The following is a 24,480-nucleotide window of genomic DNA, read 5'->3' on the forward strand; positions in this document are numbered from 1 at the left end:
CCTCATCCCCTAGCCCCTTCTCCCGCAGGAGAAGGGGGAAAGTCCCTCTCCCGTGGGAGAGGGATTTTCCGCAAGCGGACATGAAAGGGAGAGGGCAAACCCCAGCGCTATATTAAAAATCATTACAGTTTTGCCCAGGCCGGTAAAATTAGGCAAAAGATCGGATGACTGCTCTACCGTCCATCAAACAAACAGAAATCATGGTTAACTGCTGCAAAATTGGCGATCGCACCAGCGATACAGAGCATTATCGCCTCCTCAAAAGCGCGATCGCCCTCATCCTCTCCTTCCTCATCCTCTGCGGTGCAACCTTTCCCGCACAAGCGGCGAACGCTAAACTCGAACAACAAGTGCTAGAGATCATCCGCAACCACCCGGAAGTCATTATCGAGTCCGTACAAACCTATCAACAGCAGCAACAACAGTCCCTGCAACAAAAGCGCCTCGCTTTTCTCGACACCCTCAACCGGGAACCGGAAACCATCATCGGCAACTCTCCCACCACTGGCGCAGACAACCCCCAAGTCTTTCTGATTGAATTTTCGGACTTCCAATGTCCCTTTTGCGCCCGTGCCCATGATACTGTTGCCCAATTCATAGACAAGCATCCCCAAGTGCAATTGGTGTATAAACATTTTCCCCTCTCTCAACTCCATCCCCAAGCGGAACAAGCGGCTTATGCTGCTTGGGCTGCCCAACAACAGGGACAATTCTGGGCATATCATGATGCGCTGTTTGCCCAACAGGATCGGTTAAGTGAGAGTTTTTATGAGCAATTAGCCCAAGATCTAGAGTTAGATTTAGAGCAATTTCAGCAAGATCTGGCGATCGCCCCCTCAGCCATTGAAGCAGACCAAGAACTCGCCACTCAACTAGGGCTTTCTGGGACTCCATTTTTCGTCATGTTCGCCCCAGGAGAACCGCAGGGTAAGGGAGAGAGTTTTTCGGGTGCGATCGGCTTAGAAGAAATGGAGGAGATTTTACAGAACGTCTCTGGGTGAGTCGCAAGAAACCGGGATTATCAAGAGGCCATCAAATGTTTGAGAGCGATCGCCTCATCTCTTTGGAAAAAACTCTCGTGTTATAATACTCCGATAAACATCTTGTTTTCGTTCTTGTTGTGCCAGCTAAAGATAAGTTCCATGCTTCAGTATCTATCGCTTTGCAAAAAGATGGATGGATAATTACTCACGATCCTTTGCATCTCAAGGTGGATGACATTGAATTTTATATTGATTTAGGAGCAGAACGATTATTGGCAGCAGAAAAAGGAGGACAAAAAATTGCTGTTGAAATCAAATCCTTTTTAGGAACCTCAGAAGTTACTGAATTTCATTTAGCCCTAGGTCAGATTCTCAATTATAAACTGGCTTTGAGCAAAACTGAACCCGACAGACCTTTGTATCTGGCAATTTCTCAGGATACTTATGAAGAGTTCTTTTCTCGTCAATTTGTACAAGAATCTCTTCAATTCTATGCTGTTAAGCTATTAATCTTTGATTATTACCGTCAAGAGGTGGTCTTATGGAAAGAATAAATTACTCGGATTTAATTCAAGAAATTCTTAGCAGACATCAACCCAACCATGGGAGTAATAGCACAGAAATTCAACTTCTCTTTGATGTGCAACGCCATCACTATCAAGTGGTGCATATCGGTTGGCAAGAAAATCACCGAGTCTATGGTGTGATTATTCATGTGGATATCAAAGGGGATAAAATCTGGGTGCAAAGAGATGGGACGGAAATCGGTATTGCTAATGAGTTACTCGAAGCAGGGGTTCCCCATGCAGATATTGTTTTAGGCTTCCACGCACCCTACAAGCGTGAATTTACAGACTTCGCACAATCTTGAACGGCGATCGCCCTTAAAATTGCCTCTGGAGTCGCTGGAGAAGCTAACCGAACCTGCTGGCAACTACCAAAAGCCGCCACAGCTTCCCGTATCGCTTCCCGTACCGAAATCGCTAACATAAACGGCGGCTCTCCCACTGCTTTCGAGCCGTAAATCACCCCCGGTTGCTCCGCTTTTTCCAGTAAGCTGATGTGGAAGGCTTCAGGAATATCGGCAACCGTAGGAATTTTATAGGTACTCGGAGAATAAGTACAGAGTCTACCTCCATTATCCCACACCAACTCCTCCATTGTCAACCATCCCATCCCTTGCACAAAACCGCCCTCAATTTGTCCGCGATCTACCCTTGGATGCAAAGAGTTTCCCACATCATGAACAATATCAACTTGCCGCAGTTTAAACATACCCGTAAAGCCATCCACCTGCACCTCGCTCACGGCTGCACCATAGGCATAATAATGGAACGGGCGACCCCTTCCCGTTTGCGGATTCCAAGAAATATTTGGCGTGCGATAATAGCCCGTTGCCGACAAACTAATCCGCTCCAAATAAGCTTGGGCAATCACATCATCAAAGCTCACTTTTAGGTTAGGATCTGTACGAGAATAAATCCAATCTTCGGCAAACACCAAATCTTCAGCAGCATAAAGATTGAGCAACTTCGCCGCCACCGGAGCTAATCGTTCCTTAAGCGTTTCGCAAGCATTTTTAATCGCCTGTCCATTTAAATCAGAACCACTAGAAGCCGCCGTTGCCGACGTATTCGGCACTTTATCCGTACTCGTCGGCATCACTCGAAATCGGTCAATCTTTACCCCCAAAGATTTTGCCGCCACTTGCAGCATCTTACTGTGCAATCCTTGCCCCATTTCTGTGCCCCCATGGTTCAGTTGAATACTGCCATCAAGGTAGATTAAAATCAGTGCCCCGGCTTGATTATATTCACTTTTCGTAAACGAAATCCCGAACTTAACCGGAGTTATGGCTAGTCCCCGCTTCTCATGCTCATGATTTTGATTAAACTCCCGCACTTCTGCCATTCTTTGGGCAACATTTGCCTCTTGTTTCAATTGACTCCAAATCTGTTGCAGGCGATTGTCAAACAACTCTTGTCCATAGTGAGTCGTGTTTGTTTCTCCCGTTCCCTGGTAGAAGTTTTTCTCGCGAATCTCCAGGGGACTCACTTGCAGGAAGCGAGCCATTCGGTCTATAATTTCCTCAATCATCACCATCGCTTGCGGGCCGCCAAATCCCCGAAACGCCGTATTAGAAACCGTGTGTGTTTTCGCGATTTGTCCCCGCACTTCTAGATCGGGAATATAGTAGCAATTATCAATATGAAACAGAGCGCGTCCCATAATCGGAGGCGATAAATCTAAGCTCCATCCCCCATGGGAATATAAATCGATATCTAGGGCGGAAATTTTGCCTTCTGAATTAAATCCAACTCGATATTTACCCAAAAAACTATGACGTTTTCCAGTCATGATCATATCCTCATGGCGCTTCAGGCGAAGGCGCACGGATTGGCCGGTTTTTTGAGCAGCAATCGCAGCAACAGCAGCAACAGGATTAGCTTGACTTTCTTTACCCCCAAATGCGCCTCCCATGCGTAAACAAGTGACCACCACTTGAGAGCGAGGAATCCCCAAAACTCGTGCCACCATAATTTGAGTTTCCGTGGGATGTTGGGTAGAGGAATAAACGTGATAATTGCCTTCAGTGTCGGGCGTTACCCAACTGACTTGGGTTTCTAAATAAAAGTGATCTTGTCCGCCAATTTCGAGTTCTCCTTCTAGGGTATGTTCTGCTTTTTCGAGAGCTAAATTAGGATTACCGCGCCGAATTCTTTGGGGTTCTCCTTGAAAACTGTCACGCTCAATCGCCTGTTGTATCGTTAAAATTGAGTTAAGAGGAGTATAATCGATGTTAACTTTTTTAGCTCCTTCTCGTGCAGCGCTTTCTGTTTCTGCGACTATCCAAACAATGGGTTGGCCGTGATAGTGAATTTCATCGCTGGGTAGGAGAATTTCGTCTAAGCTGATAATGCCGGTGTTGTTGATGCCGGGAATATCTTCAGGGGTGATTACAGTGATAACTCCGGGGACTTGTTGGGCAAGGGAATAGTCAATCTGATTAATTTTGGCTCTGGCATGGGAGGAGAGAACGGGAAATAAGTGCAGTAGATCTCTGGGTGGGCGCAGATCGTCGGTATAGGTGGCGTTTCCAGTAACGTGATGGGGGGCGCTTTCGTGGGTTTTGTGTTTGTTAACTTTCATAACCGATCGCTGTAAATTAGATATGAATGAATAAATTATGATAGTCTGACCGAGACTGATGATAAAATGGTATGGCCAAAAACAATGGATAATCAGTATACAAAGATTACTGAATATTACGATCAGTGGATCACTTCTGGGTATTATAACTTTAAAAGTCTGGCGGAAGAAGTTTACTCAATTGTTGGTCAGGGTCGCAATATTATCGAGTTGGGTGTAGGGACAGGACTGTTGGTAGAAGAGTATCTTAAGGTCGATCCCACTTGTCAGTTTACGGGCGTTGACTTTACTGCATCAATGCTGGAAATTGCAAAAAAACGATTGGGCGATCGCGCTAAATTGGTTGAAGCGGATGTGGTAACCATGGATTTAGATGCAACATTCGAGGTGGCTATATCCAATGGAGGGGTATGGGTGAGCTATGATTTGGGGGATAATCCCTGGGAAGTGGGAAGCCTGATTCCCAAGTTTGAGGCCAATCTTCCCGGACTGATTAATGTGGCTCGCCACTTGGAGGAAGGAGGATTGTTCTTGCTCAATGTGCAACAACCCCATGAAACGTTTGACAAACTCCTATCGTCAGGAATTGTCTATGCTCAGGCAGTTGAGGAAGTAGAAGATACGGTAGATTATCGTATCATTCACAAAACCTATTACTTTAAGAAAGATGAAGAAATTCTAGCCCAAGATCGGCATCAGATTACCTATTTAAAACAAGATGCTTATCAGCGCATGTTTGATAAGGCGGGGTTTGAGTTCCAACAGGTCAGCACTGGAAAGAGCGATCGCTTTGCAGTTTATAAAAAGCGATAGTAAAAGTGTAGGTTGGGGTGAGAGACGAAACCCAACAACAGCCAAGCTATAGCATTAAGGTGGGCAGGGTCTACTTGTAGAATTTGTAATATCAAATCCTTTTAAAGACTTGTCATTGCGACCGGAGGGAAGCAATCGCCAAGCTTCGGAGAGTGTTGAGATTGCTTCATTCCGCTCCGCTCCATTCGCAATGACATACTATAACTGATCCAACGGACTTGATATCATCTGATGGAAAAACTTCTCGAATAAATTGGCAACGAGGAGTTGACGATATTCGGCGCTGGCGCGGAGGTCGGTTAGGGGGGTAAAGGTTTGGTGTAAGATGGGTTTCATTTCTAGAATCGTGTCTAAATTCCAGGGTTTGCCGATGAGCATTTCCTCGACTGCGGTGGCACGGATGGGGATGGGGGCGACTCCTCCATAGGCGAGTCTGGCTTGAATAATGTGGTGATTTTGGTCTAAGTCGATGGTAAAAGCGGCGGCAACAATGCTGATATCATCGGTTCCCCGTTTGCCGATTTTATAGGACTGACTGAGACGGCGAACAGATTTGGGGGGTAGGGTTCTGGGAATGGAGATGGAGCGGATGATTTCTGCCGGTTGAAGGGCGGTTTGGCGATAATTTTGGAAAAAGTGGCAGAGGGGAAGGATTCTTTCTCCTTGGGCACTGGCAAGGGTGAGGGTGGCATCGAGGGAGAGGAGGACGGGGGAGAGGTCTCCGATGGGTGAGGCGGTTTGGAGGTTACCGCCGATGGTAGCACGGTTGCGGATTTGGCGGGCGGCGAACCAGGAGAGCATGGTGTCGAGACTGGGAAAGATGCCTTGAAGTTGGGTTTGAACATGGCTCAGGGGAAGAGCTGCGCCGATTTCGACGCTTTCAGGGGTGATGTGCAGGGTTTGCAGTTGGGGGATGGCTTCGAGGGAGATGAGCAGGGGAAAGTGTTGGCTGTGGTGACTGAGGTGGAGTCCGATGTCGGTTGCTCCAGCGATGAGGGTGGCGTTGGGATGTTGTTGGAGGAGGTGCAGGAGTTGCGGTAGGCTGGTGGGACGATGGAAGCGATCGCCCTCTTCCCCATATTCGCACCCTATCATTATCCTAGAGGCACTCTCTAGTTTTTCGGTAAATTGATCCTCAATATCACTGGCTCCCGTCACTTGTTGAGCAGCGCGACGGATGGGCAGATAGCCGGTACAGCGACAAAGATTACCCTCAATACAGACATCATCGACCGTTCCCTGATAATAGGCACAAAACATACTCATGATAAAGCCTGGGGTGCAATAGCCGCATTGGGAGCCGCCCGTTTCCACCATCGCTTGTTGCACGGGATGCAGAGTATCCCCAGCAATACCTTCTACGGTAATAATTTCGCGCCCAATGACTGCACCGAGGGGCACAATGCAACTATTAATGGCTTCATATTGGGGTTTTCCCTCTTGATTTTGGGCAAGGATGGCAACAGTACAAGCGCCACAGTCCCCATCGCCACACCCTTCTTTAGTGCCCACAAATCCATTTTGGCGCAGATATTCCAATAGGGTGGAATTGGGAGAGGTGTCTTTGAGAAAGAGGGTTTTGTTGTTAACAATGAGGTAGGGTTGAGGCATGAGTAATTGAGCGCTTTGCGCTAGGGAATAATGCTTTAATTTTAATCGGAATAGATTTAGCTAAATCTTGCTTACCTTGGTGAGGAATACATTTATAGGTTTTGCTCGGCTCAAATATTTGCGGTAAAATTAATTCTAAAACATCTTTCATCGAAGGTTCTTCGAGTAAAAAAATTAGGTCATAACTCATTAGGGGGCAGCTCCTTCAAACCAGCCTTGATTCCATAAGTAACCTGGTAAGTCTCCGGCTGCGACTAAATTTCTGAGCATTTCATGATCCTGTGCTTTATGTATTTTCGTCATGCCTTCTACTTTACTAAGCCAAAAGATACTGTCTAAGGGAACGGCATTTAAGAAGTCTGGGGAATGGGTGGAAATAAAGACTTGTCCCCCTCGATGAGCATAGCTGGCAAATTCTTCAGCTAGTTGTTTTAATAAGGTAGGATAAAGCTGATTTTCAGGTTCTTCAACACAGAGTAAGGGGTGAGGTTTGGGATCGAAGAGGAGAATCAGATAGGCAAACATTTTCATTGTACCGTCGGAAACATAGCGATCAATGAAGGGATCTTTGAAGGCTTGATCTTGAAATTTGAGAATTAAGCGCCCATCTTCAGTTTCCTTGGCTTCTACTTGAGAAATACCGGGTACTCTCTCTTTCATTTTAGTCAGTATGGTCTCAAAAATATCGGGATAATTTTGATGGATATATTGGGCAACACTGGCCATGTTATCGCCTGTGGGAGAAAGGTGTTCTGCATACAGGGCATCTTTGCTGCCTCTAGCTTCACTAATATGAAAGTCAGAAACATGCCAATTTTCAATCAAGGAACGGAAGGCACTGGCGGCTTTAAAGCGTTGAAATTGTCCGAGTCCTTTGATGGCTAAAATATCATTGGATTCTAGTTGTTGTTGTTCCCTTTGCAGTTGTTCGTCAGGTTGACTAAAGTCTTCTTCGTTGGTGATGGCATAGCCTTGGCCTTGTTGAAAGTCTAGAAAATGAAAGGGTTTTCCATGTTCTCCCCGTTTATACCGTAAAATTTCTCGTTTGATGACGGGACGTTTTTGCTCTTCTCCAAAGACGAGAATATAGGTAACCAGTCGCTCGGTCTCTACAATTTTAATCCGAAATTGAAGTTCTAGGGTGATGTCTTGTTGTTCGTGACCCCTGGTGACGACTTCTCGGTAACCGCCTCGGATTTGAAGAGCTTGCCGGATATTGTTTTTGAGGGCATCTCGGAGAAATCCAAAGATGTCGAAGAGGGTTGATTTACCTGTGCCGTTTGCGCCAATAATGACGCAAAAGGGCGGTATGTTGTTAAATTCTATATTTTGAAAGACGCGATAGTTTTTGATTTTGAGGGAAACGATTTTCATGGGAATGGGGTTCAATGATACAGCGCTTCGCGCTAGGCAAAAGGCAAGAGGCAAAAGTCTTGTTGCAAAAGGTTTTGAGCGTTCAACCCTGTATTCCATAACAGAGCAAACTGCTGTATCAGCGATGATATTCGATCGCCAGCAGAGTGTTGGGTTGCTGCTCTAGGGTTTCTCGTTGGACTTCCTGGAAGCCGATCGCCTGAAAGTGGGCTAATTCTGACCAAGAGAGGGGCCAAGGGGGGCCATCGGGTTCAGTTTCGGTGGCTCGAAGTCGGGTGATGAGCAGCAGTGTACCGTCTGGAGTGACGAAGCTGGCGATCGCCTCCATGGTTTGCGATCTGATCGCCACCGGTAAGGCTTGAATCGTATAGCATTCAAAGACCACATCAAAAGCCTGATGCCAATTTTCCGGGGGTGCGAATACATCGGCTACCTGATAGGTGACCTGAGATTGGGGAAATCGCTGCTTGCACCAGGCGATCGCCGTTTCGGAAACATCAAAAGCAGTGACAGTAAATCCCTGAGCCGCTAACGCTTCGGCATCATCCCCTAAGCCACAACCGACGACTAGAGCGGTTTTACCCGTTCCGACTCTGGAATCTTTTTGTAGCCAACTTGACAGCAGAGGATGGGGCTTTAATTTCGCCCAGGGGATCTGGTCTTCTTGCTGGTTCGCTTGTTGATACAGGGGTTCAAACCAACCATAGGGGGTCTTGTTCTCGATGGCGCGATCGGCCATGTTTTGAATTCGCTGACGATTGTCCATAGGTTTAAGGGAATTTAAATCATAGGGGTTTCCAGTGAGGTTGTTTTTCCGGCGTTGATATTACCAGACCAATTACCAACATAGAGTGATATATTAAGATTTATTAACTCTGTTGCGATCGCTCCCTAACTAGCCGTGGCTTCTCTTAATTCCTTGTCTCGTCCTTCTCTCCCCTTCTCCGAACTGTCTACCCTTTGGGCCGATAGCATGACCATTTTATGGGGAGAATGGCTAGATTTGCGCGTCAGACTTGCACCGGTAGCAGCTTCTGGCTTAGTCTCTCCCCTCATCTATATCCTAGCTTTTGGTCTCGGACTCGGTTCCACCCTCGACCGAGCCATGACTCCCCCAGTGGGCGATACTTATCTGGAGTTTATTCTACCGGGAATGGTGGCCCTCTCTTCGATGACCATTAGTTTTGCCGGAACGGTGTTTTCCATTTGTGGCGAACGGCTGTATACGAAAAACTTTGAGGAAATGTTGCTGATGCCGGTTCACCCCTTGGCGTTATATTTGGGGAAAATGCTGGCGGGAGTCGTGCGCGGTTTAATGACTTCCGGATCAGTGATTTTAGTGGCTGTGCTGTTTACAGGTAAGGCGTGGAGTTTCTTGAATCCGTTATTTTTACTGCTGATTATCCTCAATTGCGCCGTTTTTGCTGGCTTAGGGGTATTAGTCGGCTTACAGGTCAAATCCTTGGAAACCGTGGGACTTTACAACAACTTTCTGATTATTCCCATGTCCTTTTTAGGCGGTACATTTTTCGATCCCTCTACGTTGCCAACCGTTCTGAAAGGGATTGTCTACTTTCTGCCCCTGACCTATACTACTTTAGGCTTGCGATCGGCTGCCTATGATATGGCTCAGTTTCCCTGGTATTCTATCCCAGCGCTGATCATTATGGCGATCGCCCTCTCCCTAGTCGGCGCTCGTGAGTTCACCAGCCAACAAGACTAATCAATGAACCATCGTAGGGTGGGCAGGAAAAGACCCCAAGTAGATCGATTAAGGATTGGTAATCATAGGGGTTTTATTTATCCCCGTCCCAAGTCTTGGGAGCGCTCGTAGGCGGCTAAAACTGCCTCCATTAAAGCCGATCGCAGGCCGCCTAATTCTAATTGCCGTACTCCGGCGATCGTGGTTCCTCCCGGACTGGTGACTCGATCCTTGAGTTCTCCCGGATGTAGACCGGTTTCTTGGATCATCTGGGCTGTTCCCAAAACCGTTTGTACAGCTAGTTGGGTGGCGATCGCCCTCGGCAGTCCTGCCGCTACCCCACCATCAGATAAGGCCTCAATGGTCAAAGCCACAAACGCCGGCCCGGAACCAGAAACCCCAGTTACCGCATCCATCATGCTTTCGGGCACTTCTACCACCTCTCCCACAGCCGATAACAGGGTTTTGGCCTGGGCTAATTGAGCGGGAGTCGTATGGGAACCGGAGGCGATCGCGCTCATTCCCGCGCCTACGATGGCCGGAGCATTGGGCATGACCCGAATGATACCTTGATCCGGAAACCCTGCTTCCAGCTTGCTAATGGGAACTCCAGCCAAAATCGAAACCAGCAACGGCAACTTCACCCCAGCTAACTCCGTAGCAATTTTGTCAAACACTTGAGGTTTAATCGCCAACAGTACCATCTCCGTTGCTTCAGTTACGTCCCAGTTATTCCCCGTCACCTGGACACCATAGCGATCCACCAACTCCTGACGGCGCTCTAACCTCGGTTCGCTCACCAGCACCTGACTGCCGATATAAATTTTTTCTGCCAGAATCCGGGATAAAATCGCCTCTGCCATTACCCCGCCGCCAATTATACCCAGTTGCACCATAATTCTTATATTGTTAACCACAATAGCAATCGCCTGTTGCCCATTTCCTTTTAAAAAAGAAAAAGAGTAGGTTTAGGTTTACTGCACGAATGCTTGCCCCCAACCTACCTCATAAGGACAGCCTTGGACTCTTAATCCTAGGCCATTTGAGCAGGGTTATCCGTCCAACTTGGAGCAGGGGAAGATCCGGTCGGACGAACCGGACGGACTTGAGACTGGGGATTATTTTGGCTTCCACCAATCTGAGTTTTCACACTCACACAGCTTGGTGTGAACAAGAAAATGCTCTCACCAATTCGTTCCTGGTGACCATCGATCGCATAGGTTCCGCCCGCCACGAAATCCACGGCACGCTGGGCCTGATCGGGGTCCATCATCGTCAAATTCAAGACCACTGATTTTCGCTCCCGCAAAGCTTGGATCGCCTGGGGCATTTCTTCAAATGAGCGGGGTTCCATAACCACCACTTCGGACATAGAATTGGCTGCTCCAGGCATCCCAATCACATTGTTCATCGGTGCTGCTCCTGGTGTTGATGGATCGATGCCCATTTCTGGGCGTTCCCGCAACCGTCTTCTCGGTTGAGGTACTTCCTCGACTTCGGGTTGGGGATTGTCTTCTTTATAGATGTTCTGATACTCTTGAGCATCTAACTCATCATCATACCCGTAATCATATACAGGCTCATTCAGACCTACAAAGTCTCTAAGTTTGGAAAATACATTCATGGTTTATCAAACCTCCTTAGCCTGGTACTAAGATCTTCAATGACCCACCATGCAGTCTAGCAAGAAAGCTTCCTTTTTCTTGCATCAATTGTAAATTGATGGCTCTAGTCCGCTTCTTTCCACAGAATTCGGTGACTTTTCCACAGTCGGCGATCGCTTCTGGAGCGCTCCCTAGAATTTTCCCCACTCTACACTCCTTTGCATCCAGAGTCTGAGCAAAGATCCGATATTCAGAGGTTACAGAGCTGTCCATGAAGATGAGAGAATGCTGACAATGGGTTGAATGAGGCTGAATTACTACTGTGTAGATATTGAGATTTTCTAGGGATGTCGTTGCCCAAAGAGGGTCGTTCCCAAACGGATCAGGGTTGCTCCTGCTTGGACTGCCAGGGGATAATCGGCTGACATGCCCATGGAGAGGTGGTGCATTTGAAGATTTGACCAATCTTGCTGTTTAATTTTATCAGCTAATTCTGCGGTTTGTCGGAAAATTTCATAAATCTGCTCTGGATTTAATCCCAAGGGAGGAATACACATCAAGCCTTGGATCTCCAAGCGATCGCAGCCATCGAGAACCCGTAAGTCATGGAGCAGTTCCGGGACACTCCAGCCAAATTTTTGTGGATCGGGGGCGATTTTCACTTGCAGACAAATTTTCGGCTTTCTCTCTAAGCTTTGGGCTAATTCATTGAGCTGTTGGGCGAGTTTTAGGGAGTCCACCGAATGAATCCATTGAAAATTTGCGATCGCCTTTTTCGCCTTGTTACCCTGTAGATGGCCGATGAAGTGCCAGGTAATATCCGTTAAGTCCTTCAGTTCTTCCTGTTTCTGGAGACTCTCTTGAATGCGATTTTCGCCAAAATCCCGGATTCCGGCAGCATAAGCTTCCCGAATGCGATCGCTGCTCACCGTTTTGCTCACCGCGATCAGACGCACCCGATCCGGAAGCGTTGAGCGAATTTGTGCAATCCGATCCGCCATAGAGTTCTGTACATCAGTCATTGGAACGTTCGTTTATGAACCGCCATTAACTCATCATACAAGGAGAGCTTACCTTCGCGCCGCAGCGATCGCAGACGATTTTCTAACAGTATCCGAGCTTCTCCTCGTGTTACCGACTCAAATTGAAGTCCCTGGGGGCTAGTAATAACGACAAAAAATAACCGTTGGGCATATAACGTAGTAAAGAGTTCTTTGCGATCCTCGATCACGCAAACCCTAAACAATAAACCAAATGTAGGATGACTCAGATAAGTTTCGCCAGACATTCACATTAACACTGGGGTGAAAAAAATGGGGATAACGGCTTAAACTGTTCGCATTGAACAAAAGGAGAGGCATTTTTTGGCATCCTGGGAACAGGATATGAAATGAAGCAGACTGACTTGACCCAAATAATGACTGCCTCAATTCGTTTCACCTAAAATCAACCCTACCCTTGCGAACCGCCTAAGATTCCATGGGTGACTCAACGCCTATGGACTTTGATGGGTGTTCAAATTCCATAGTCTATTATTTTGTGCAAGTCTACCTTACTCTACCAAAAGATGGTCACTTAAGGGAGGAGGAGGCAAGAGCGGATTTTACCCCATTCCCCATTCCCTAACTCATTTGTCCCCAGACCAGACGAACACACCATAAGCTGACTAAAGCGATCAGAGCCGCTCCATCCGATCGCCGCCATTGAAACTGATACCATTCCACTTTATGCTGATTCGGTTGGGTAAAGCCTCTAACCTCCATAGCGCTGGCAATTTGAGCAGCTCTGAGTAGCAAATTTTCCAGCAGTCGCTCCACCACCAGTAACCAGACTTGGGATGAGCGTTTTAAGCCCAACTTCTTCCAGTTAATGGCGCGAGTATTAATCGAGCGAATTAAATTTTGCACCTCTTCCAGAACTAAAGCAATAAACCGCAGGGAAAGCGTCAGAGTTAAAGTTATTTCTGTCACTGGCACACCCCACCGTTTCAGAGGAGACATCCACGTTTCTAGCGCCGCCGTCACCTCTTCGGGCGCAGTCGTGAGCAGAAAAAGTCCGGTACTATAAATAACGGTAAAAATCAAACTTCCTAAACGTAAGCCCAGATCTAAAGATAAGCGAGTAATCGTTAACTGGCTAAACCCCAGATTAAGCGTGAGTAGGGTATAGCGATAGGATGTCGGTTGCGCTAAAGTATCCTCCACAACCGGTAACCGGGGTTGATGAACCACCGTTAACCCATCAGGAGCCACAATAGTAATAACGACGATCAGACTTCCGAGCATCAACAACCATCCCAGTTGTTGCTTTAGCACCCGCAAGGGGATAGATGTGGTGAGGGTAATAGCAATCAGGCAACCCACCAGGATCAGACGAAAGGGGGTACTTGCCAGGACGGGGATCGCCAGAAAACTGATTAACCAGATCAGTTTGACTCTGGGATCGAGTTGATGTAACCAGGTGGTGGGGTTTTCGAGATAGAGACCTATCGGGAGCGATCGCAGTAAATCCATTTTGGCATACAGTTAGGAATCGATTTTGAATATAGCCTTTCTCGCACCTGCTTATTAAGGGAGTTTGGGAGATCTATCACTTAGCCTCGTTTTCTAGATTTGATATAAAATGTAGAGACAAGGGTCGGGTTATACCCAGTTTTTGGTCTTCTTACCGGTTTGTAAAGGCGGGTTCACAACGATAGGAGTAGAAAGACAAAAAGATGGGTAGACTCGCCCCTATGCCAATTATCCATTACCCATTTTAATTGACTTGACTTCCCCAGATACCCAAATTGAACTCGATCCCCAGTTTCAGGCGCAAGTCCTGCGCTATCATCGGCTGTTGGTTGGGGGACGGTGGTTTGTAGTGGTCTTATGGTGGTTGGTTTTGGGGTTTCCTAGTTTGTGGGTCATGCGATCGCCCCTATCCCTCCTATTTGACCATTTTACCTGGTCTGGACTGTACTATAGCTTATACTTTCATCCTCTAGCGGCGATCGGCTTTTCCAGCAGTATGGGTTTAACCACTGCCGTTTTAGTCTGGCAAAGTCGGAATATTCTCGTCGGCTTTCCACACCCTTACCAGAAAGGGTTAGAGCGTAAGGTCTGTCGCATTCGCCAACAGGGGGAAAGTCACCCCCTTTGGCACTGGGTTATTGCCGGTCAAAGGAATAAGGAATAGCAAGAGGGAAGTAATTTTTGATAAAAAAGATACGCCTTTCGGTTGGGCATATCTTTTAGGCATTCAGAAGAGAGAATTAATTAAGTCCCAATGTCTCTGTATCCAGTTAGCGACTGGTTTCGAGATCGATCGCATCTGCTGTTTTTGTCCCAGATAAACTTTGACAACTGACTTCCAGTTGTCGGTATAAGTCTTCTGCACTATGGAAGCCTTCAATCCGATTTTGCACTCGCCCTTGATTAAACAGAATGACTGTGGGTAAGGTTCGCAGTCGGTAGGCGTTGGCAAGTTTGAGGCTTTGATCGGCATTAATGGAAACCACTTTAAGGGTTTGTCCCCATTCGGTTTGGAAGCGGCTTAAAACTGGATTTAGAAGCCGACAAATTCCACACCAGGGGGCCCAAAAATTGACTAATACCGGGGTTTGAGCATCAAGGACTTCGTGATTAAAGGCGCGTTCACTGATTTGTACCACCATAATTATGCCGTTCTTGGTATCTGTATTTCTTATACTTGCTCTTGGGATCATGCTACACCCATTTGGGCTGGATTGAGCAACCTAGTTTGGGGGAATAGGGAATGGGGAATGGGGAATAGGGAATGGGGAATAGGGAATGGGGAAATTCGTTCCACTCCCTCTCAAATGGGAACCTTGAGGGTGGCTTGCATGAGCCAAGGATGGGCCCACCAGAGGAGGCCAATAAAGAGAAGTACGCCGAGGTAAGCGGGACGGAGAAATTCTTGGAGTTCTAGGGTTTGGCGACCTTGAACGATCGCCACAAATGGCATCACCGAGGTGCGCTCTTTGGCCTTGAGGAAAGCGTCGCCATAACGGTTGTACATGCGGCGATCGCCATTCCAGACGGCAAAGAGATGATGAAGAATGAGGCCGATGGAGGTGAGGAGGGTAAAGCTTGTGCCGAGCCAGAGGGTATGGGCAATACACCAGATCACTTGACCCACCATTTGCGGATGTCGGGTGATGCGGATAATTCCGGTTTCGTAGAGATGAACTTCTGGTTTGGCGATCGCCGCGATTTCTAATAAGTTAAAGGTAGCTGGATATAAAAACAGGAACGAAATAGCTGACAACACCCAAACCAGCGATCGCACTCCCGGAACTCCCTGCACTTGCCACAATTGAATTCCGTCATAGCGATGATTAAAAAAGTAAATAACCAACACGACGGCAAAGGGGATGCTCACTAAGGCAAAACCTACTCGGTAGAGTCTTGCGCCGATCTTCTTTTCTCCCCAAGGTCTCAGGCTTGCCAGCCCACTGTGGGCGATCGCAAAGCCAATCAGCAATGCTACCATCACCCAGTGACTCAATGACGAATTATCAATAATCACCATACATTTTTATTACATCGATAAGGTTTTGATCATGAAAGAGTAGTTTTTGCTACTGTCATGATACACTAGAGGGCTAATAACAGAAACAATAGCCTTCGGCTATCAGTGACCATTTTTACTAGAAAAAGGGTATCCTGGAATCTAGCAACAATTCACTGGTTGTCTTTGTTATTCTTTCACAATTTCTAACCTATGTTTTCAGTGTCTCCAGAATCCGAATCTTCAACCTCTCGTCCGTTTTTGACCTGGCAGCGAATTATCGACTGGGCCCAAGACCACTATCGCACCCGCACCTTTAACAAGGATGATAAAATTCCTGTCCGTCCGGGCTTGCTCTATCTGGTACAGCGCGGTTCCGTTCGACTCGTCAGTGCCCAAATTAGTGCTTCGACTAAAACTCCTAGTTTAGTCGCTCGCTTAAGCGCTAACAACGATCCCGATAATCTCAGTCCCGATGAATCCTTTTTAGGATTTGTGGGAGCAGGTCAACCCTTTGAAATTGTCTCCCAATCTCCGTTTACCATTTCCAGTTATGCCCATGTGGATAAAACCACGGTTTTGTGGATGTATTGGCATGATTTAGATAACTGGCCCCATTTCCGCCGTGAAGTGATGGAAGCCTTCCGTTATCAAAATCAGCGTAAACTCTTGTGGTTGGGAACCATGGGCCAACGGCGCACGATCGATCGGCTGTTGGGCTTTTTGACCCTATTGATCGAAGAGTATGGCGAAGTGTGCGAACAGGGATATTATTTGCCCTGGACGTTGACTCATGCCCAAATTGGTAGCGCCATTGGTTCAACGAGGGTAACGGTAACTCGCTTAATGGGTAAGTTGCGCTCGAAAGGGCTGATTATTACCTTAGATGATAATTTGATTTGTCTCCCCCCTTCTAACCCAGACAGTTAGAAGAGCAGGTCAAATGCTCTGACTCGATCTAGAATTTCCTAACCCCTTTTCAACTCTCTTACAACTCGCCACCTCCGGGTTAGGAAATTGTTTTCGATAGGGATTAAATAATGCAATATCAAATTATTTACGATGGAAACTGTAATTTATGCTCCTCTTTGGTTCAGGGCCTGGCCTGGTTTGACCAAGGGCAACGGTTTAGCTATAGCCCCATGCAAGACCTAGAAGCTTTGGTAAAATGGGGAATTACGGCCCAAGACTGTGAGTTAGGGATGATTTTAATCGATAGGGAACATCCCCAAAATCGATGGCAAGGGAGCGAAGCAGCCGAAGAAATCAGTCGCTTACTTCCTGGAGGTGAGGCGCTGATCGGGGTTTATCGGGGGATACCAGGGGTTAAGGCGGTAGGCGATCGCCTCTATGAACAAATCCGCGACCATCGGTATCAGTGGTTTGGACAGCGAGAAACCCTCTATCTGTGCAGTGGCGATCGGGGATGTTCAAGTACCGATTCAGAATTGGGTCAAGCAAAATGACCCAGGCCGGCATATGATCGGATCGGACTTAAACACTAGATCACTGTAAATCTATGGCTGTCTCCTGTCACTTCATCGTTGAAGGTAACCCGGTAATTGTCTACGCCAGTCGCAATGGCAATCCTAAGAAAGTTTTACCCAAATTGCAACGATTTTTAGATACCTTTACACAAGAGCGCGACACCATGGGGGAAACAGTTCATACTCCTGAATGTCTCGTCGCCCAAATTATTGTTCGCTTTGGTTTTGAATTGTGTGAAGATGATTTTTCTAACTTGCGCGTAGGCTTAAACTACGATCCAGAGGTGGATTATCTCTATCAAGTCGGAACGAATTTTACCGTTACCGTTATGGAGCCATTAGAAGCCTATCGCCAACAACCTGATTTAGGGTTAAAAGGCTGTCAAGTTTTGACTGTAGAAGCTCCAGCTTAAACATCCAGGTATTGGATAATGTTTACCACAGAGAAACAGAGGGCGCTGTTCTTTGTGCCTTTTGTGTGTCCTTCGTTTCTCTGTGGTGTCTCTAACCTGCGATCGCACCTTTCAACGATTCATTCAACGATTCATTCAACGATTAAACCGATCGTCTCGCAACCAAAGCCGAACCGCTTCAGAAATGGCCGCTTCTCGATGCTCTGGTAAACGAACCAACCGCTCCCCCTCCGTCATGGCAGACAACAGCAAGACTAATTCCCATCCCTGGTCAGTTTCAGTCAAAAATAGCCAATAATAAACCTCGCGATCGACAATGGTTAGTCCTTGATAGACGCGCTCTAAGGAGGTGAGAAAGACTTGGCGGGAATTTTCCGGAATTTCTTCCCCAAAGGGAAGGGGGAGAGGGTCAAAGTCGGGTTTTCCCACTGTAATCACTGAGGGTATAGGATAGGGTGTGAAGCGATCGCGGTGACGCTGAAGCGATCGATTGGCATAACCGGGAAAATCTCGCACCATCTCCTCAATCAACTGCTCAAAATCCTCCCCGCAGCTCTGAATGGAAACAACCCGGACTTCTGAACCCTCATAAGTAACCCCAGGTTGTCCGAGGGCTAATTCCCAGAGGAACACCATCAGATTTAACCTGCCAACTCGTCATTAATCCGCTTCCAGGCCCCTTGGGGATCGGCGGCCGCTGTAATCGGTCGGCCAATGACTAAATAACTGGCCCCCGCTTGAAGCGCCTCTTGGGGAGTCATCACCCGGCGCTGGTCTCCCCCCTCCGCCCAAGTCGGGCGCACTCCCGGACAGACCAACAGAAATTCATCCCCACAGACGCGCCGCAGTTGGGCGGCTTCCTGGGGAGAACAGACCGCCCCCTGAATGCCCGATTCCTGGGCGAGTAGAGCCATCTGTAGGGCATATTCGGGCAGTTCCACGGGCACTTTGAGATCGAAGGCTAAATCCCGCGAATTAAGGCTCGTGAGCAGGGTAATCGCCAACAAATTCGGGGGGGATAATCCCGCCGAGTCTGCCCCTGCTCTAGAGGCTTCTAGGGCACGCTGCAAGGCCGTTCGACCGGCTACTCCATGAACAGTCAGCAAGTCCACCCCATAGCGTCCGGCGGCTCGACAAGCTCCGGCCATAGTGTTGGGGATATCATGGAATTTGAGGTCGAGAAAAATGCGCTTTTGCCGTTGTTTGAGTTCGTCGAGGATGCTGGGGCCGGTGCTGACAAATAATTCTAGGCCCACTTTCCAGAACTGCACATCGGGCAATCGATCCAAAAGGGCGATCGCCTCCTCCCCACTCGAAACATCCAACGGTACAATAATCCGGTCTGCGGCAATCATGATTTCTCCCCCCTTACTTCACCAAACGGGCAAACTTATTCTTACCTACCTGCAAGACCTGCCCAACCATGTCATCAGCCCGTTCAAACACTAAATTGGGGTCGCTCACCTTTTCCCCCGCTAATTTTACCCCGCCCCCTTGAATCAAGCGCCGAGCCTCCGAAGACCCTTTCGAGAGTCCAGCCGCGCTGACAATGTAAAAGAACTTGGCCGGAAATTGCACATCCTGCAAACTAAACTCCGGAATACTCCCCGCTTCCCCTTGACTCAAAGCTGCCTTTTGCGCCTCCAATGCGGCATCTTTGCCCTTATACTGGGTCACCACATCCAGAGCTAAACTCTTTTGTCGCTCTCTGGGATTTTCCGGTAACTCCTCCCAAGTCAGATTAGTCAGCAACTCCACATAATCCTGAATAATTGCATCCGGAGTTTTCTCCAACTTAGAGTACATCGTCACCGCATTTTCCCACAGCCCCACATAATTGCCCAAGGACTTCGACATCTTCTGCGCTCCATCCGTCCCCAACAAAATCGGCACGAGTAACCCAAACTGGGGAGTCAGTCCAAAATGGCGCTGTAAATCTCGACCCACGGCAATATTAAACTTTTGGTCAGTGCCTCCCAACTCCACATCAGCCTTGACTGCCACAGAATCATAGCCTTGCATCAGGGGATACAGAAACTCATGGAGATAAATGGGATTTTCTTGGCTGTAGCGATCGGCAAATCCTTCTTTGGCCAACATTTGACCCACGGTCATTGTAGCCAACAAGCCCAAAATTTCTTTGAGATCCAACTGGGCTAACCATTCCGAGTTATAGCGAATTTCTAAGCGCCCTGGAGTATCAAAATCGAGAATAGGGCGCAGTTGATCCAAATAGGTTTGGGCGTTTTCCTGCACCTGTTCGGCTGTGAGTTGACGACGTACTTCCGATTTGCCGGTGGGGTCGCCAATTTGAGCGGTAAAATCCCCAATAATCAGGACTGCCGTATGGCCAGCATCTTGAAAGGCGCGGAGTTTCCGCACGGCAATACTGTGGCCCAAATGTAAATCGGTTCCGGTGGGGTCGATGCCCAATTTCACCCTTAAGGGTTGTCCGGACAGCTCAATGCGCCGTTGTAGGTTTTCATCAGGATCGTCGCTATCGGGGCGATCGGGGAAAATTTCACTAACACCGCGATGAAGCCAATTCCAGGTTGAGTTAAGACTTGTCATGGGATCAGAAGGTCTATAATACATCAATATTTTGCTAATCTCTGTAATAACTGTTAACACTTATCGCAGGTAAAGGTTAAACTATGGGTCAGTCCCCGTTCATCCATCCCTAAGATTCAAGGTCTGGTTCTTATCCCTATCCATTTGTTCGAGCTGAGGAAGTTAAATCACCGTGTCGTCTAATACTATCAGTCGTAAGCCATCGAAATCTATAACCCCTGCCCTTCAATTTGTCCAAGGTGTGGGCAAAGTAGCGGGGGGTACGATTCTGGGAGTGATGATGCTCACCAGTTCTATCTTTGCTGGAGGACTGGTGGGTTTGGCCTTAAGTTTTCGGAATTTGCCGGATGTCCGCAGCCTCAGAAGCTATATGCCGACGGAAACCAGTTATATCTATGATATTAATGGCGAGCTGCTTACCCGTATCCACGATGAGGCGAACCGGGAAGTTGTCCCCCTAGAGCGGATTTCGCCTGAGTTGAAAATGGCAGTGCTGGCGATCGAGGATTCCCACTTTTATCAACATAATGGGATTAATCCGAGTAGTGTGGGTCGGGCGCTGTTGGCCAATATTGAGAAGGGAGGGATTCGAGAGGGTGCTTCCACGATTACGATGCAGTTGGTGAAAAACCTGTTTCTGTCTCCAGAGCGGCAATTGAGTCGGAAGGTTGCTGAAGCGGTTTTGGCCATGCGCTTGGAGCAAATTCTGACTAAAGATGAGATTTTAGAGCTGTATTTGAATCAGGTGTACTGGGGCCATAATACCTATGGGGTGGAGACGGCGGCCCAGAGTTATTTTGCTAAGTCTGCTGCGGATCTAACATTGGCAGAGGGGGCAATGATGGCGGGTTTGATTCAAGCGCCAGAGAGTTTGAGTCCTTTTGTGGATTATAAGTTAGCCAAACGTCAGCAGGCGATCGTTTTGGGTCGGATGCGAGAATTGAATTGGATTACGGCTGAAGAAGAGAAGGAAGCGAAGGAACAGCCGTTATTGGTGGGCCGGGTGACTTCGTTTGGTCAAAGTAAAGTGCCCTATCTGACGGAGGCGGTGATTCAAGAACTCTCAGAGCGCTTTGGTCGGGATATGGTGGTTAAGGGGGGTTTAAGGATTCAAACCACGATTGATCTGAGGCTACAACGACTGGCGGAGCAAACGGTTAAGGATTGGCATACTCGCCTGTATAACCAAGGGGTCTATTACGATTACGATAATGGACAATTGGCGCTGGTGGCGGTTGATCCCCGCACCCACTTTGTGAAGGCGATGGTGGGAGGATTTGATTATGAAACCAGTCAATATAACCGAGCGGTACAAGCTCAACGACAACCGGGTTCTTCGTTTAAACCGTTTGTTTACTATGCGGCGTTTGCTAGTGGCAGGTTTACCCCAGATTCAGTGATTAATGATTCGCCGGTAAGATATCGAGATGGTAGTGGCTATTATTCTCCCCAAAACTATGGGGGAAGTTTTTCGGGGCCGGTGAGTTTGCGTAAAGCTCTGGAAGTGTCTTTAAATGTGCCTGCGGTTAAAATTGGCCAAGAAGTGGGTCTGAATAAGGTGGTGGAAGTGGTTCGCAATTTAGGGATTAAAAGTCCTATGGACCCGGTAATTTCGTTGCCTTTGGGATCGGTTGATTTAACGCCTCTGGAAATGGCGGGAGCGTTTGCGACGTTTGCGAATAATGGTTGGCATTCACAACCAACGTTTATTGCCCAAGTGATTGATAGCCATGGCAATGTTTTATTGGATAATACTCCTAAACCGAAGCTAATTCTCGATCCTTGGGCGGTGGCTTCTCTCAACAGTAGCTTGCAAGGGGTGATTAGCCGAGGAACGGCGACTTCTGCGAGATTGGGTCGCCCAGCAGCCGGTAAAACGGGAACGACGACTTCGGAGCGTGATATTTGGTTTGTGGGTTATGTGCCCCAATTGTCTGTAGCGGTTTGGGTGGGAAATGATGATTATAGACCTCTAGCTAGGGGGGTAACTGGAGGTAGTTTTGTGGCTCCGATTTGGCGAGATTTTATGCACAAGGCTTTGGCAAACGAACCGGTGGAGAACTTCCGTTCTCCGAGTGAGTTTCCCCGCCCGCAGCCATAGGGTAGGTTTTGAATTTAGGATTGCTTTTCGAGTTCAGATTTCATCCGCTCTAGGGTGAAATTCATCTGATCGAACATTTGTTGGGGGGTGACTCCAAATTGGCCCAATTGGGTTTTGAGCTGTTCAACGGTCATTTGGGCCATGAAGTCTTCGGAGAGTTCAAAGCGTTTCATAAATACTTTATATCGATCCATGAGGGCTTCCATCTGTTCGATGAACAGCTTTTTCCCTTCTCGATCGAATTTGCCATAGTCACTGCCAAGCTGAATGAGGGATTGATAATCCTCAAAGAGTTGTTTGGCTTCTTGTTGAACGATTTCTGAATCAAAGAATCCCATGGCTTTTTTGGATAGGTTGACTGACGGTAAGTTAAGCGCATTGGATGATGCACTGGTTTTATTCTAATGGAGTCGGAGATGAGAGTAAAATTCGGTTTTCCGTATTTGGGGGAATGGGGGATAGGGAGATGGGATATGGAGTTATTATCATAGTATGAGCAGATGAGGATGGGCGTTAGGGTGAAATGGGGTGGTGAATAAGGAAAAGAGTCGCAAATTGGGGATGATTCTGGCGTTTTCTGGGGTGTTGATTCCGATCGCCGGATTGCATAAGTTTTATTTAGGCCAACCTTTATGGGGGGTGGTCTATTTGTTGTTGTCTTGGACTCCGATTCCCCATGTGGCTAGTGCCATTGAGGGAGTGTGGTATTTGGTACAAGATGATGAGGAGTTTAATCAGAATTATCCGGGCCCAGTTCCGGTGATTCCAGGGCTGAAGATTCCCCAGGTGGATTGGTCAAGGTTCTGGCCTCCTCAGAAGTCTGGAGAAACGGGCCCGATCGCTGACCAGGTGGAGTCTGTGGCAGAAGCCTTACGCCAGTTGGAGGCTTTGCGGCAAGAGGGATTAATTACTGAGTATGAGTTTGAACAAAAACGTCGCTATCTTTTAGATAAAATTTCTTAAAAAAGATCGGGCAATTTGGGGAGTTTAGGCAGTTCAGGCAGCTTGGGAAGTTGAGGCAGTTTGGGCAGTTGAGGAAGACCCGGAAGTGGGGAAAGGGTGGGTAAAGTTGGCAAAGTTTTCCAGATTCTAGAGTGTTCTGACCCTATTGGCCAACCGAGGCGGGTGGGTTGTTGATAGATCTGTTTGAGGGTATTGAGGTCGCGGGGGGAGATGGGGGGAGGATGGCGTACTTGGGAAAAATAGAGCGCATCGGTGGGTTCGGGAGAGTGACCCCAAATGCCGATCGCGTGGCCGAGTTCATGACGAGCGGTGGCCAGGGTATAGTCTGGGGTTTGGTCTGGGGTTAGGAAAATTTCACAGCGATGAAGTAGATATTCTTCCTCTGGCCGATCGCCACGGGAGCCAAGATAGAGTTGATATTCAGTGGTAGCCGATCGCACTCGTCCAAGCTGGCCATCGGGGCCCAGTTTGAGGGGAGGGCGCTGTCGGTGAATGGTAATGTGGGCTTCATCGGGGCGATCGCTAATTTCGAGGGGAAAATAGTCTTGCCATTCCTCAATCGCCTGAGTAACGGCTGCTACCCAACGGGGATCGGGGGTATCGAGATCGAGGTATACCTGCACTGGAAGCTCAGACCAAATTAAATACCCCACCTTGAGGAGTTTAATGGCTTCAAAATAGTCTCCGGAGTCTGCGGGATCGTGCCATTGGTCTAGGCTAGGGGGAAGAGGATGAACTTGTGCTTGAGGAAATTGGAGGCCAGGGGGAAGCGTTGCCATAACTGCACAAGAAAAGACCGCCAACACAATTGTGGCGATCGCATAAGCAGTGGCTACCGAGCGCAGTCGAAGTATGCGGAACCTTTTCGCACCCAGAGCAGCTCTCAAGCATAAACCTTGATGGGGAGGTTTTAAGCGTCTAGTCCTCCAGAGCCAAGCAGCCATGGACTTAACCGACGGGTTCTAACCATCCAGCGCTTAACACCACGGTTAAGCCAAGAAAGAGAACAACTAAGGCCCAGGTTGTCCGATTCAAGGTTGTTTCGGCACTTTTAGCACTGGTAAACAATTGGGCTTGGCCGCCGATACCGCCAATACCATCTCCTTTGGGACTATGGAGGAGAATTAAGACCACCAGACTAAAGGCTGAAATGGCCCAAACAATTTGGAGGATACTAACAACAGTCATAGGGTTAT

General features: G+C 47.8%; 30 protein-coding genes. 11 read left to right on the forward strand and 19 right to left on the reverse strand.

Features of this window, described 5'->3' with window-relative positions; translation table 11 throughout:
• Nucleotides 1-164 precede the first annotated feature (164 nt).
• From PMG25_RS06490 to PMG25_RS06500, 3 genes are all read left to right on the forward strand, one after another.
• Nucleotides 165-1,001 carry a DsbA family protein gene (locus tag PMG25_RS06490; protein ID WP_283766090.1) on the forward strand — a complete coding sequence of 279 codons (837 nt, stop codon included), beginning with the start codon at nucleotides 165-167 and terminating at the stop codon, nucleotides 999-1,001.
• Nucleotides 1,002-1,120: 119 nt separating this feature from the next.
• A complete protein-coding gene (locus tag PMG25_RS06495; protein ID WP_283766091.1) occupies nucleotides 1,121-1,537 on the forward strand; it encodes a XisH family protein in 417 nt (138 codons plus the stop codon).
• Nucleotides 1,525-1,854, forward strand: coding sequence for a XisI protein (locus tag PMG25_RS06500; RefSeq protein ID WP_283766092.1), 330 nt, complete (start codon nucleotides 1,525-1,527; stop codon nucleotides 1,852-1,854). Before PMG25_RS06495 ends, PMG25_RS06500 begins: the two co-directional genes overlap by 13 nt.
• Here PMG25_RS06500 and xdhB read toward each other — a convergent pair.
• Entirely contained in the window at nucleotides 1,818-4,133 is a 2,316-nt protein-coding gene (xdhB, locus tag PMG25_RS06505) for a xanthine dehydrogenase molybdopterin binding subunit (protein WP_283766093.1), read from the reverse strand. The two genes, PMG25_RS06500 and xdhB, sit on opposite strands and share 37 nt — an antisense overlap.
• A gap of 84 nt (nucleotides 4,134-4,217) precedes the next feature.
• Here xdhB and PMG25_RS06510 point away from each other — a divergent pair, with 84 nt between their 5' ends.
• Complete coding sequence (locus PMG25_RS06510; RefSeq protein WP_283766094.1) at nucleotides 4,218-4,946, forward strand: class I SAM-dependent DNA methyltransferase; 729 nt, start codon at nucleotides 4,218-4,220, stop codon at nucleotides 4,944-4,946.
• Between the two features lie 198 nt (nucleotides 4,947-5,144).
• Here PMG25_RS06510 and xdhA read toward each other — a convergent pair whose 3' ends face one another.
• The 4 genes from xdhA to PMG25_RS06530 all read right to left on the reverse strand — a co-directional run bounded on the left by xdhA (nucleotide 5,145) and on the right by PMG25_RS06530 (nucleotide 8,697).
• Nucleotides 5,145-6,557: a xanthine dehydrogenase small subunit gene (xdhA, locus tag PMG25_RS06515; RefSeq protein ID WP_283766095.1), complete on the reverse strand. Its 1,413-nt coding sequence runs from the start codon at nucleotides 6,555-6,557 to the stop codon at nucleotides 5,145-5,147.
• Entirely contained in the window at nucleotides 6,532-6,747 is a 216-nt protein-coding gene (locus PMG25_RS06520) for a hypothetical protein (protein ID WP_283766096.1), read from the reverse strand. The genes xdhA and PMG25_RS06520 overlap by 26 nt, the downstream gene beginning before the upstream one ends.
• A complete protein-coding gene (locus PMG25_RS06525) occupies nucleotides 6,747-7,931 on the reverse strand; it encodes an AAA family ATPase (RefSeq protein WP_283766097.1) in 1,185 nt (394 codons plus the stop codon). The genes PMG25_RS06520 and PMG25_RS06525 overlap by 1 nt, the downstream gene beginning before the upstream one ends.
• Nucleotides 7,932-8,049: 118 nt before the next feature.
• Nucleotides 8,050-8,697, reverse strand: a complete 648-nt coding sequence (locus PMG25_RS06530; protein WP_283766098.1) for a class I SAM-dependent methyltransferase — start codon at nucleotides 8,695-8,697, stop codon at nucleotides 8,050-8,052.
• Nucleotides 8,698-8,904: 207 nt separating this feature from the next.
• Between PMG25_RS06530 and PMG25_RS06535 the strand changes: the two genes are divergently transcribed.
• The gene (locus tag PMG25_RS06535) at nucleotides 8,905-9,654 is read left to right on the forward strand and encodes an ABC transporter permease (protein WP_347178759.1); all 750 of its coding nucleotides are present in this window, start codon (nucleotides 8,905-8,907) and stop codon (nucleotides 9,652-9,654) included.
• Nucleotides 9,655-9,731: 77 nt separating this feature from the next.
• Here PMG25_RS06535 and proC read toward each other — a convergent pair whose 3' ends face one another.
• The 6 genes from proC to PMG25_RS06565 form a co-directional block, all read right to left on the reverse strand.
• The gene (gene proC, locus PMG25_RS06540) at nucleotides 9,732-10,532 is read right to left on the reverse strand and encodes a pyrroline-5-carboxylate reductase (protein WP_347178760.1); all 801 of its coding nucleotides are present in this window, start codon (nucleotides 10,530-10,532) and stop codon (nucleotides 9,732-9,734) included.
• A gap of 134 nt (nucleotides 10,533-10,666) precedes the next feature.
• Nucleotides 10,667-11,257: a cell division protein SepF gene (locus tag PMG25_RS06545; protein ID WP_283766101.1), complete on the reverse strand. Its 591-nt coding sequence runs from the start codon at nucleotides 11,255-11,257 to the stop codon at nucleotides 10,667-10,669.
• A gap of 16 nt (nucleotides 11,258-11,273) precedes the next feature.
• Nucleotides 11,274-11,444 carry a hypothetical protein gene (locus PMG25_RS06550; protein WP_283766102.1) on the reverse strand — a complete coding sequence of 57 codons (171 nt, stop codon included), beginning with the start codon at nucleotides 11,442-11,444 and terminating at the stop codon, nucleotides 11,274-11,276.
• Between the two features lie 134 nt (nucleotides 11,445-11,578).
• The gene (locus tag PMG25_RS06555) at nucleotides 11,579-12,259 is read right to left on the reverse strand and encodes a YggS family pyridoxal phosphate-dependent enzyme (RefSeq protein ID WP_283766103.1); all 681 of its coding nucleotides are present in this window, start codon (nucleotides 12,257-12,259) and stop codon (nucleotides 11,579-11,581) included.
• Nucleotides 12,256-12,525, reverse strand: coding sequence for a transcriptional coactivator PipX (pipX, locus tag PMG25_RS06560; RefSeq protein ID WP_283766104.1), 270 nt, complete (start codon nucleotides 12,523-12,525; stop codon nucleotides 12,256-12,258). The genes PMG25_RS06555 and pipX overlap by 4 nt, the downstream gene beginning before the upstream one ends.
• A 334-nt stretch (nucleotides 12,526-12,859) precedes the next feature.
• Entirely contained in the window at nucleotides 12,860-13,750 is an 891-nt protein-coding gene (locus PMG25_RS06565) for an energy-coupling factor transporter transmembrane component T family protein (RefSeq protein WP_283766105.1), read from the reverse strand.
• A gap of 253 nt (nucleotides 13,751-14,003) precedes the next feature.
• Here PMG25_RS06565 and PMG25_RS06570 point away from each other — a divergent pair, with 253 nt between their 5' ends.
• Nucleotides 14,004-14,414, forward strand: a complete 411-nt coding sequence (locus PMG25_RS06570) for a hypothetical protein (RefSeq protein ID WP_283766106.1) — start codon at nucleotides 14,004-14,006, stop codon at nucleotides 14,412-14,414.
• Between the two features lie 106 nt (nucleotides 14,415-14,520).
• Here PMG25_RS06570 and PMG25_RS06575 read toward each other — a convergent pair whose 3' ends face one another.
• On the reverse strand, nucleotides 14,521-14,892 hold the full coding sequence (locus tag PMG25_RS06575) for a thioredoxin family protein (protein ID WP_283766107.1): 372 nt from the start codon (nucleotides 14,890-14,892) through the stop codon (nucleotides 14,521-14,523).
• Nucleotides 14,893-15,053: 161 nt separating this feature from the next.
• Nucleotides 15,054-15,770: an NnrU family protein gene (locus tag PMG25_RS06580; protein WP_347178757.1), complete on the reverse strand. Its 717-nt coding sequence runs from the start codon at nucleotides 15,768-15,770 to the stop codon at nucleotides 15,054-15,056.
• A 192-nt stretch (nucleotides 15,771-15,962) separates the two neighbouring features.
• On the opposite strand from PMG25_RS06580, the gene PMG25_RS06585 reads away from it, so the two are divergent.
• The 3 genes from PMG25_RS06585 to PMG25_RS06595 all read left to right on the forward strand — a co-directional run bounded on the left by PMG25_RS06585 (nucleotide 15,963) and on the right by PMG25_RS06595 (nucleotide 17,649).
• The gene (locus tag PMG25_RS06585) at nucleotides 15,963-16,679 is read left to right on the forward strand and encodes a Crp/Fnr family transcriptional regulator (protein WP_283766109.1); all 717 of its coding nucleotides are present in this window, start codon (nucleotides 15,963-15,965) and stop codon (nucleotides 16,677-16,679) included.
• A 110-nt stretch (nucleotides 16,680-16,789) separates the two neighbouring features.
• Nucleotides 16,790-17,215: a thiol-disulfide oxidoreductase DCC family protein gene (locus PMG25_RS06590; RefSeq protein ID WP_283766110.1), complete on the forward strand. Its 426-nt coding sequence runs from the start codon at nucleotides 16,790-16,792 to the stop codon at nucleotides 17,213-17,215.
• 53 nt (nucleotides 17,216-17,268) lie between these two features.
• The gene (locus PMG25_RS06595) at nucleotides 17,269-17,649 is read left to right on the forward strand and encodes a hypothetical protein (protein ID WP_283766111.1); all 381 of its coding nucleotides are present in this window, start codon (nucleotides 17,269-17,271) and stop codon (nucleotides 17,647-17,649) included.
• Nucleotides 17,650-17,784: 135 nt separating this feature from the next.
• On the opposite strand, the gene PMG25_RS06600 is transcribed toward PMG25_RS06595, so the two are convergent.
• Genes PMG25_RS06600 through tyrS form a run of 3 tightly spaced genes read right to left on the reverse strand, consistent with a single transcriptional unit; the run spans nucleotide 17,785 to nucleotide 20,220 of the window.
• Nucleotides 17,785-18,285 carry a hypothetical protein gene (locus PMG25_RS06600; protein WP_283766112.1) on the reverse strand — a complete coding sequence of 167 codons (501 nt, stop codon included), beginning with the start codon at nucleotides 18,283-18,285 and terminating at the stop codon, nucleotides 17,785-17,787.
• Nucleotides 18,286-18,290: 5 nt separating this feature from the next.
• Nucleotides 18,291-19,004, reverse strand: coding sequence for an orotidine-5'-phosphate decarboxylase (pyrF, locus tag PMG25_RS06605; protein ID WP_283766113.1), 714 nt, complete (start codon nucleotides 19,002-19,004; stop codon nucleotides 18,291-18,293).
• Nucleotides 19,005-19,017: 13 nt separating this feature from the next.
• The gene (gene tyrS, locus PMG25_RS06610; RefSeq protein ID WP_283766114.1) at nucleotides 19,018-20,220 is read right to left on the reverse strand and encodes a tyrosine--tRNA ligase; all 1,203 of its coding nucleotides are present in this window, start codon (nucleotides 20,218-20,220) and stop codon (nucleotides 19,018-19,020) included.
• 172 nt (nucleotides 20,221-20,392) lie between these two features.
• Between tyrS and PMG25_RS06615 the strand changes: the two genes are divergently transcribed.
• Nucleotides 20,393-22,321 carry a transglycosylase domain-containing protein gene (locus PMG25_RS06615; RefSeq protein WP_283766115.1) on the forward strand — a complete coding sequence of 643 codons (1,929 nt, stop codon included), beginning with the start codon at nucleotides 20,393-20,395 and terminating at the stop codon, nucleotides 22,319-22,321.
• 14 nt (nucleotides 22,322-22,335) lie between these two features.
• Here PMG25_RS06615 and PMG25_RS06620 read toward each other — a convergent pair whose 3' ends face one another.
• Nucleotides 22,336-22,659 carry a DUF1825 family protein gene (locus tag PMG25_RS06620; protein ID WP_283762184.1) on the reverse strand — a complete coding sequence of 108 codons (324 nt, stop codon included), beginning with the start codon at nucleotides 22,657-22,659 and terminating at the stop codon, nucleotides 22,336-22,338.
• 190 nt (nucleotides 22,660-22,849) lie between these two features.
• Here PMG25_RS06620 and PMG25_RS06625 point away from each other — a divergent pair, with 190 nt between their 5' ends.
• Nucleotides 22,850-23,284, forward strand: a complete 435-nt coding sequence (locus PMG25_RS06625; RefSeq protein WP_347178758.1) for an NINE protein — start codon at nucleotides 22,850-22,852, stop codon at nucleotides 23,282-23,284.
• Here PMG25_RS06625 and PMG25_RS06630 read toward each other — a convergent pair.
• Both PMG25_RS06630 and secG read right to left on the reverse strand, forming a co-directional pair.
• Nucleotides 23,281-24,228 (reverse strand): hypothetical protein, encoded by a 948-nt coding sequence (locus PMG25_RS06630; protein WP_283766117.1) that lies wholly within the window; start codon nucleotides 24,226-24,228, stop codon nucleotides 23,281-23,283. The genes PMG25_RS06625 and PMG25_RS06630 overlap by 4 nt on opposite strands.
• Before the next feature lie 4 nt (nucleotides 24,229-24,232).
• The gene (secG, locus tag PMG25_RS06635; RefSeq protein WP_283766118.1) at nucleotides 24,233-24,472 is read right to left on the reverse strand and encodes a preprotein translocase subunit SecG; all 240 of its coding nucleotides are present in this window, start codon (nucleotides 24,470-24,472) and stop codon (nucleotides 24,233-24,235) included.
• Nucleotides 24,473-24,480 lie beyond the last annotated feature (8 nt).

The organism is Roseofilum capinflatum BLCC-M114 (assembly GCF_030068505.1).
Classification (GTDB): Bacteria; Cyanobacteriota; Cyanobacteriia; order Cyanobacteriales; family Desertifilaceae; genus Roseofilum; species Roseofilum capinflatum.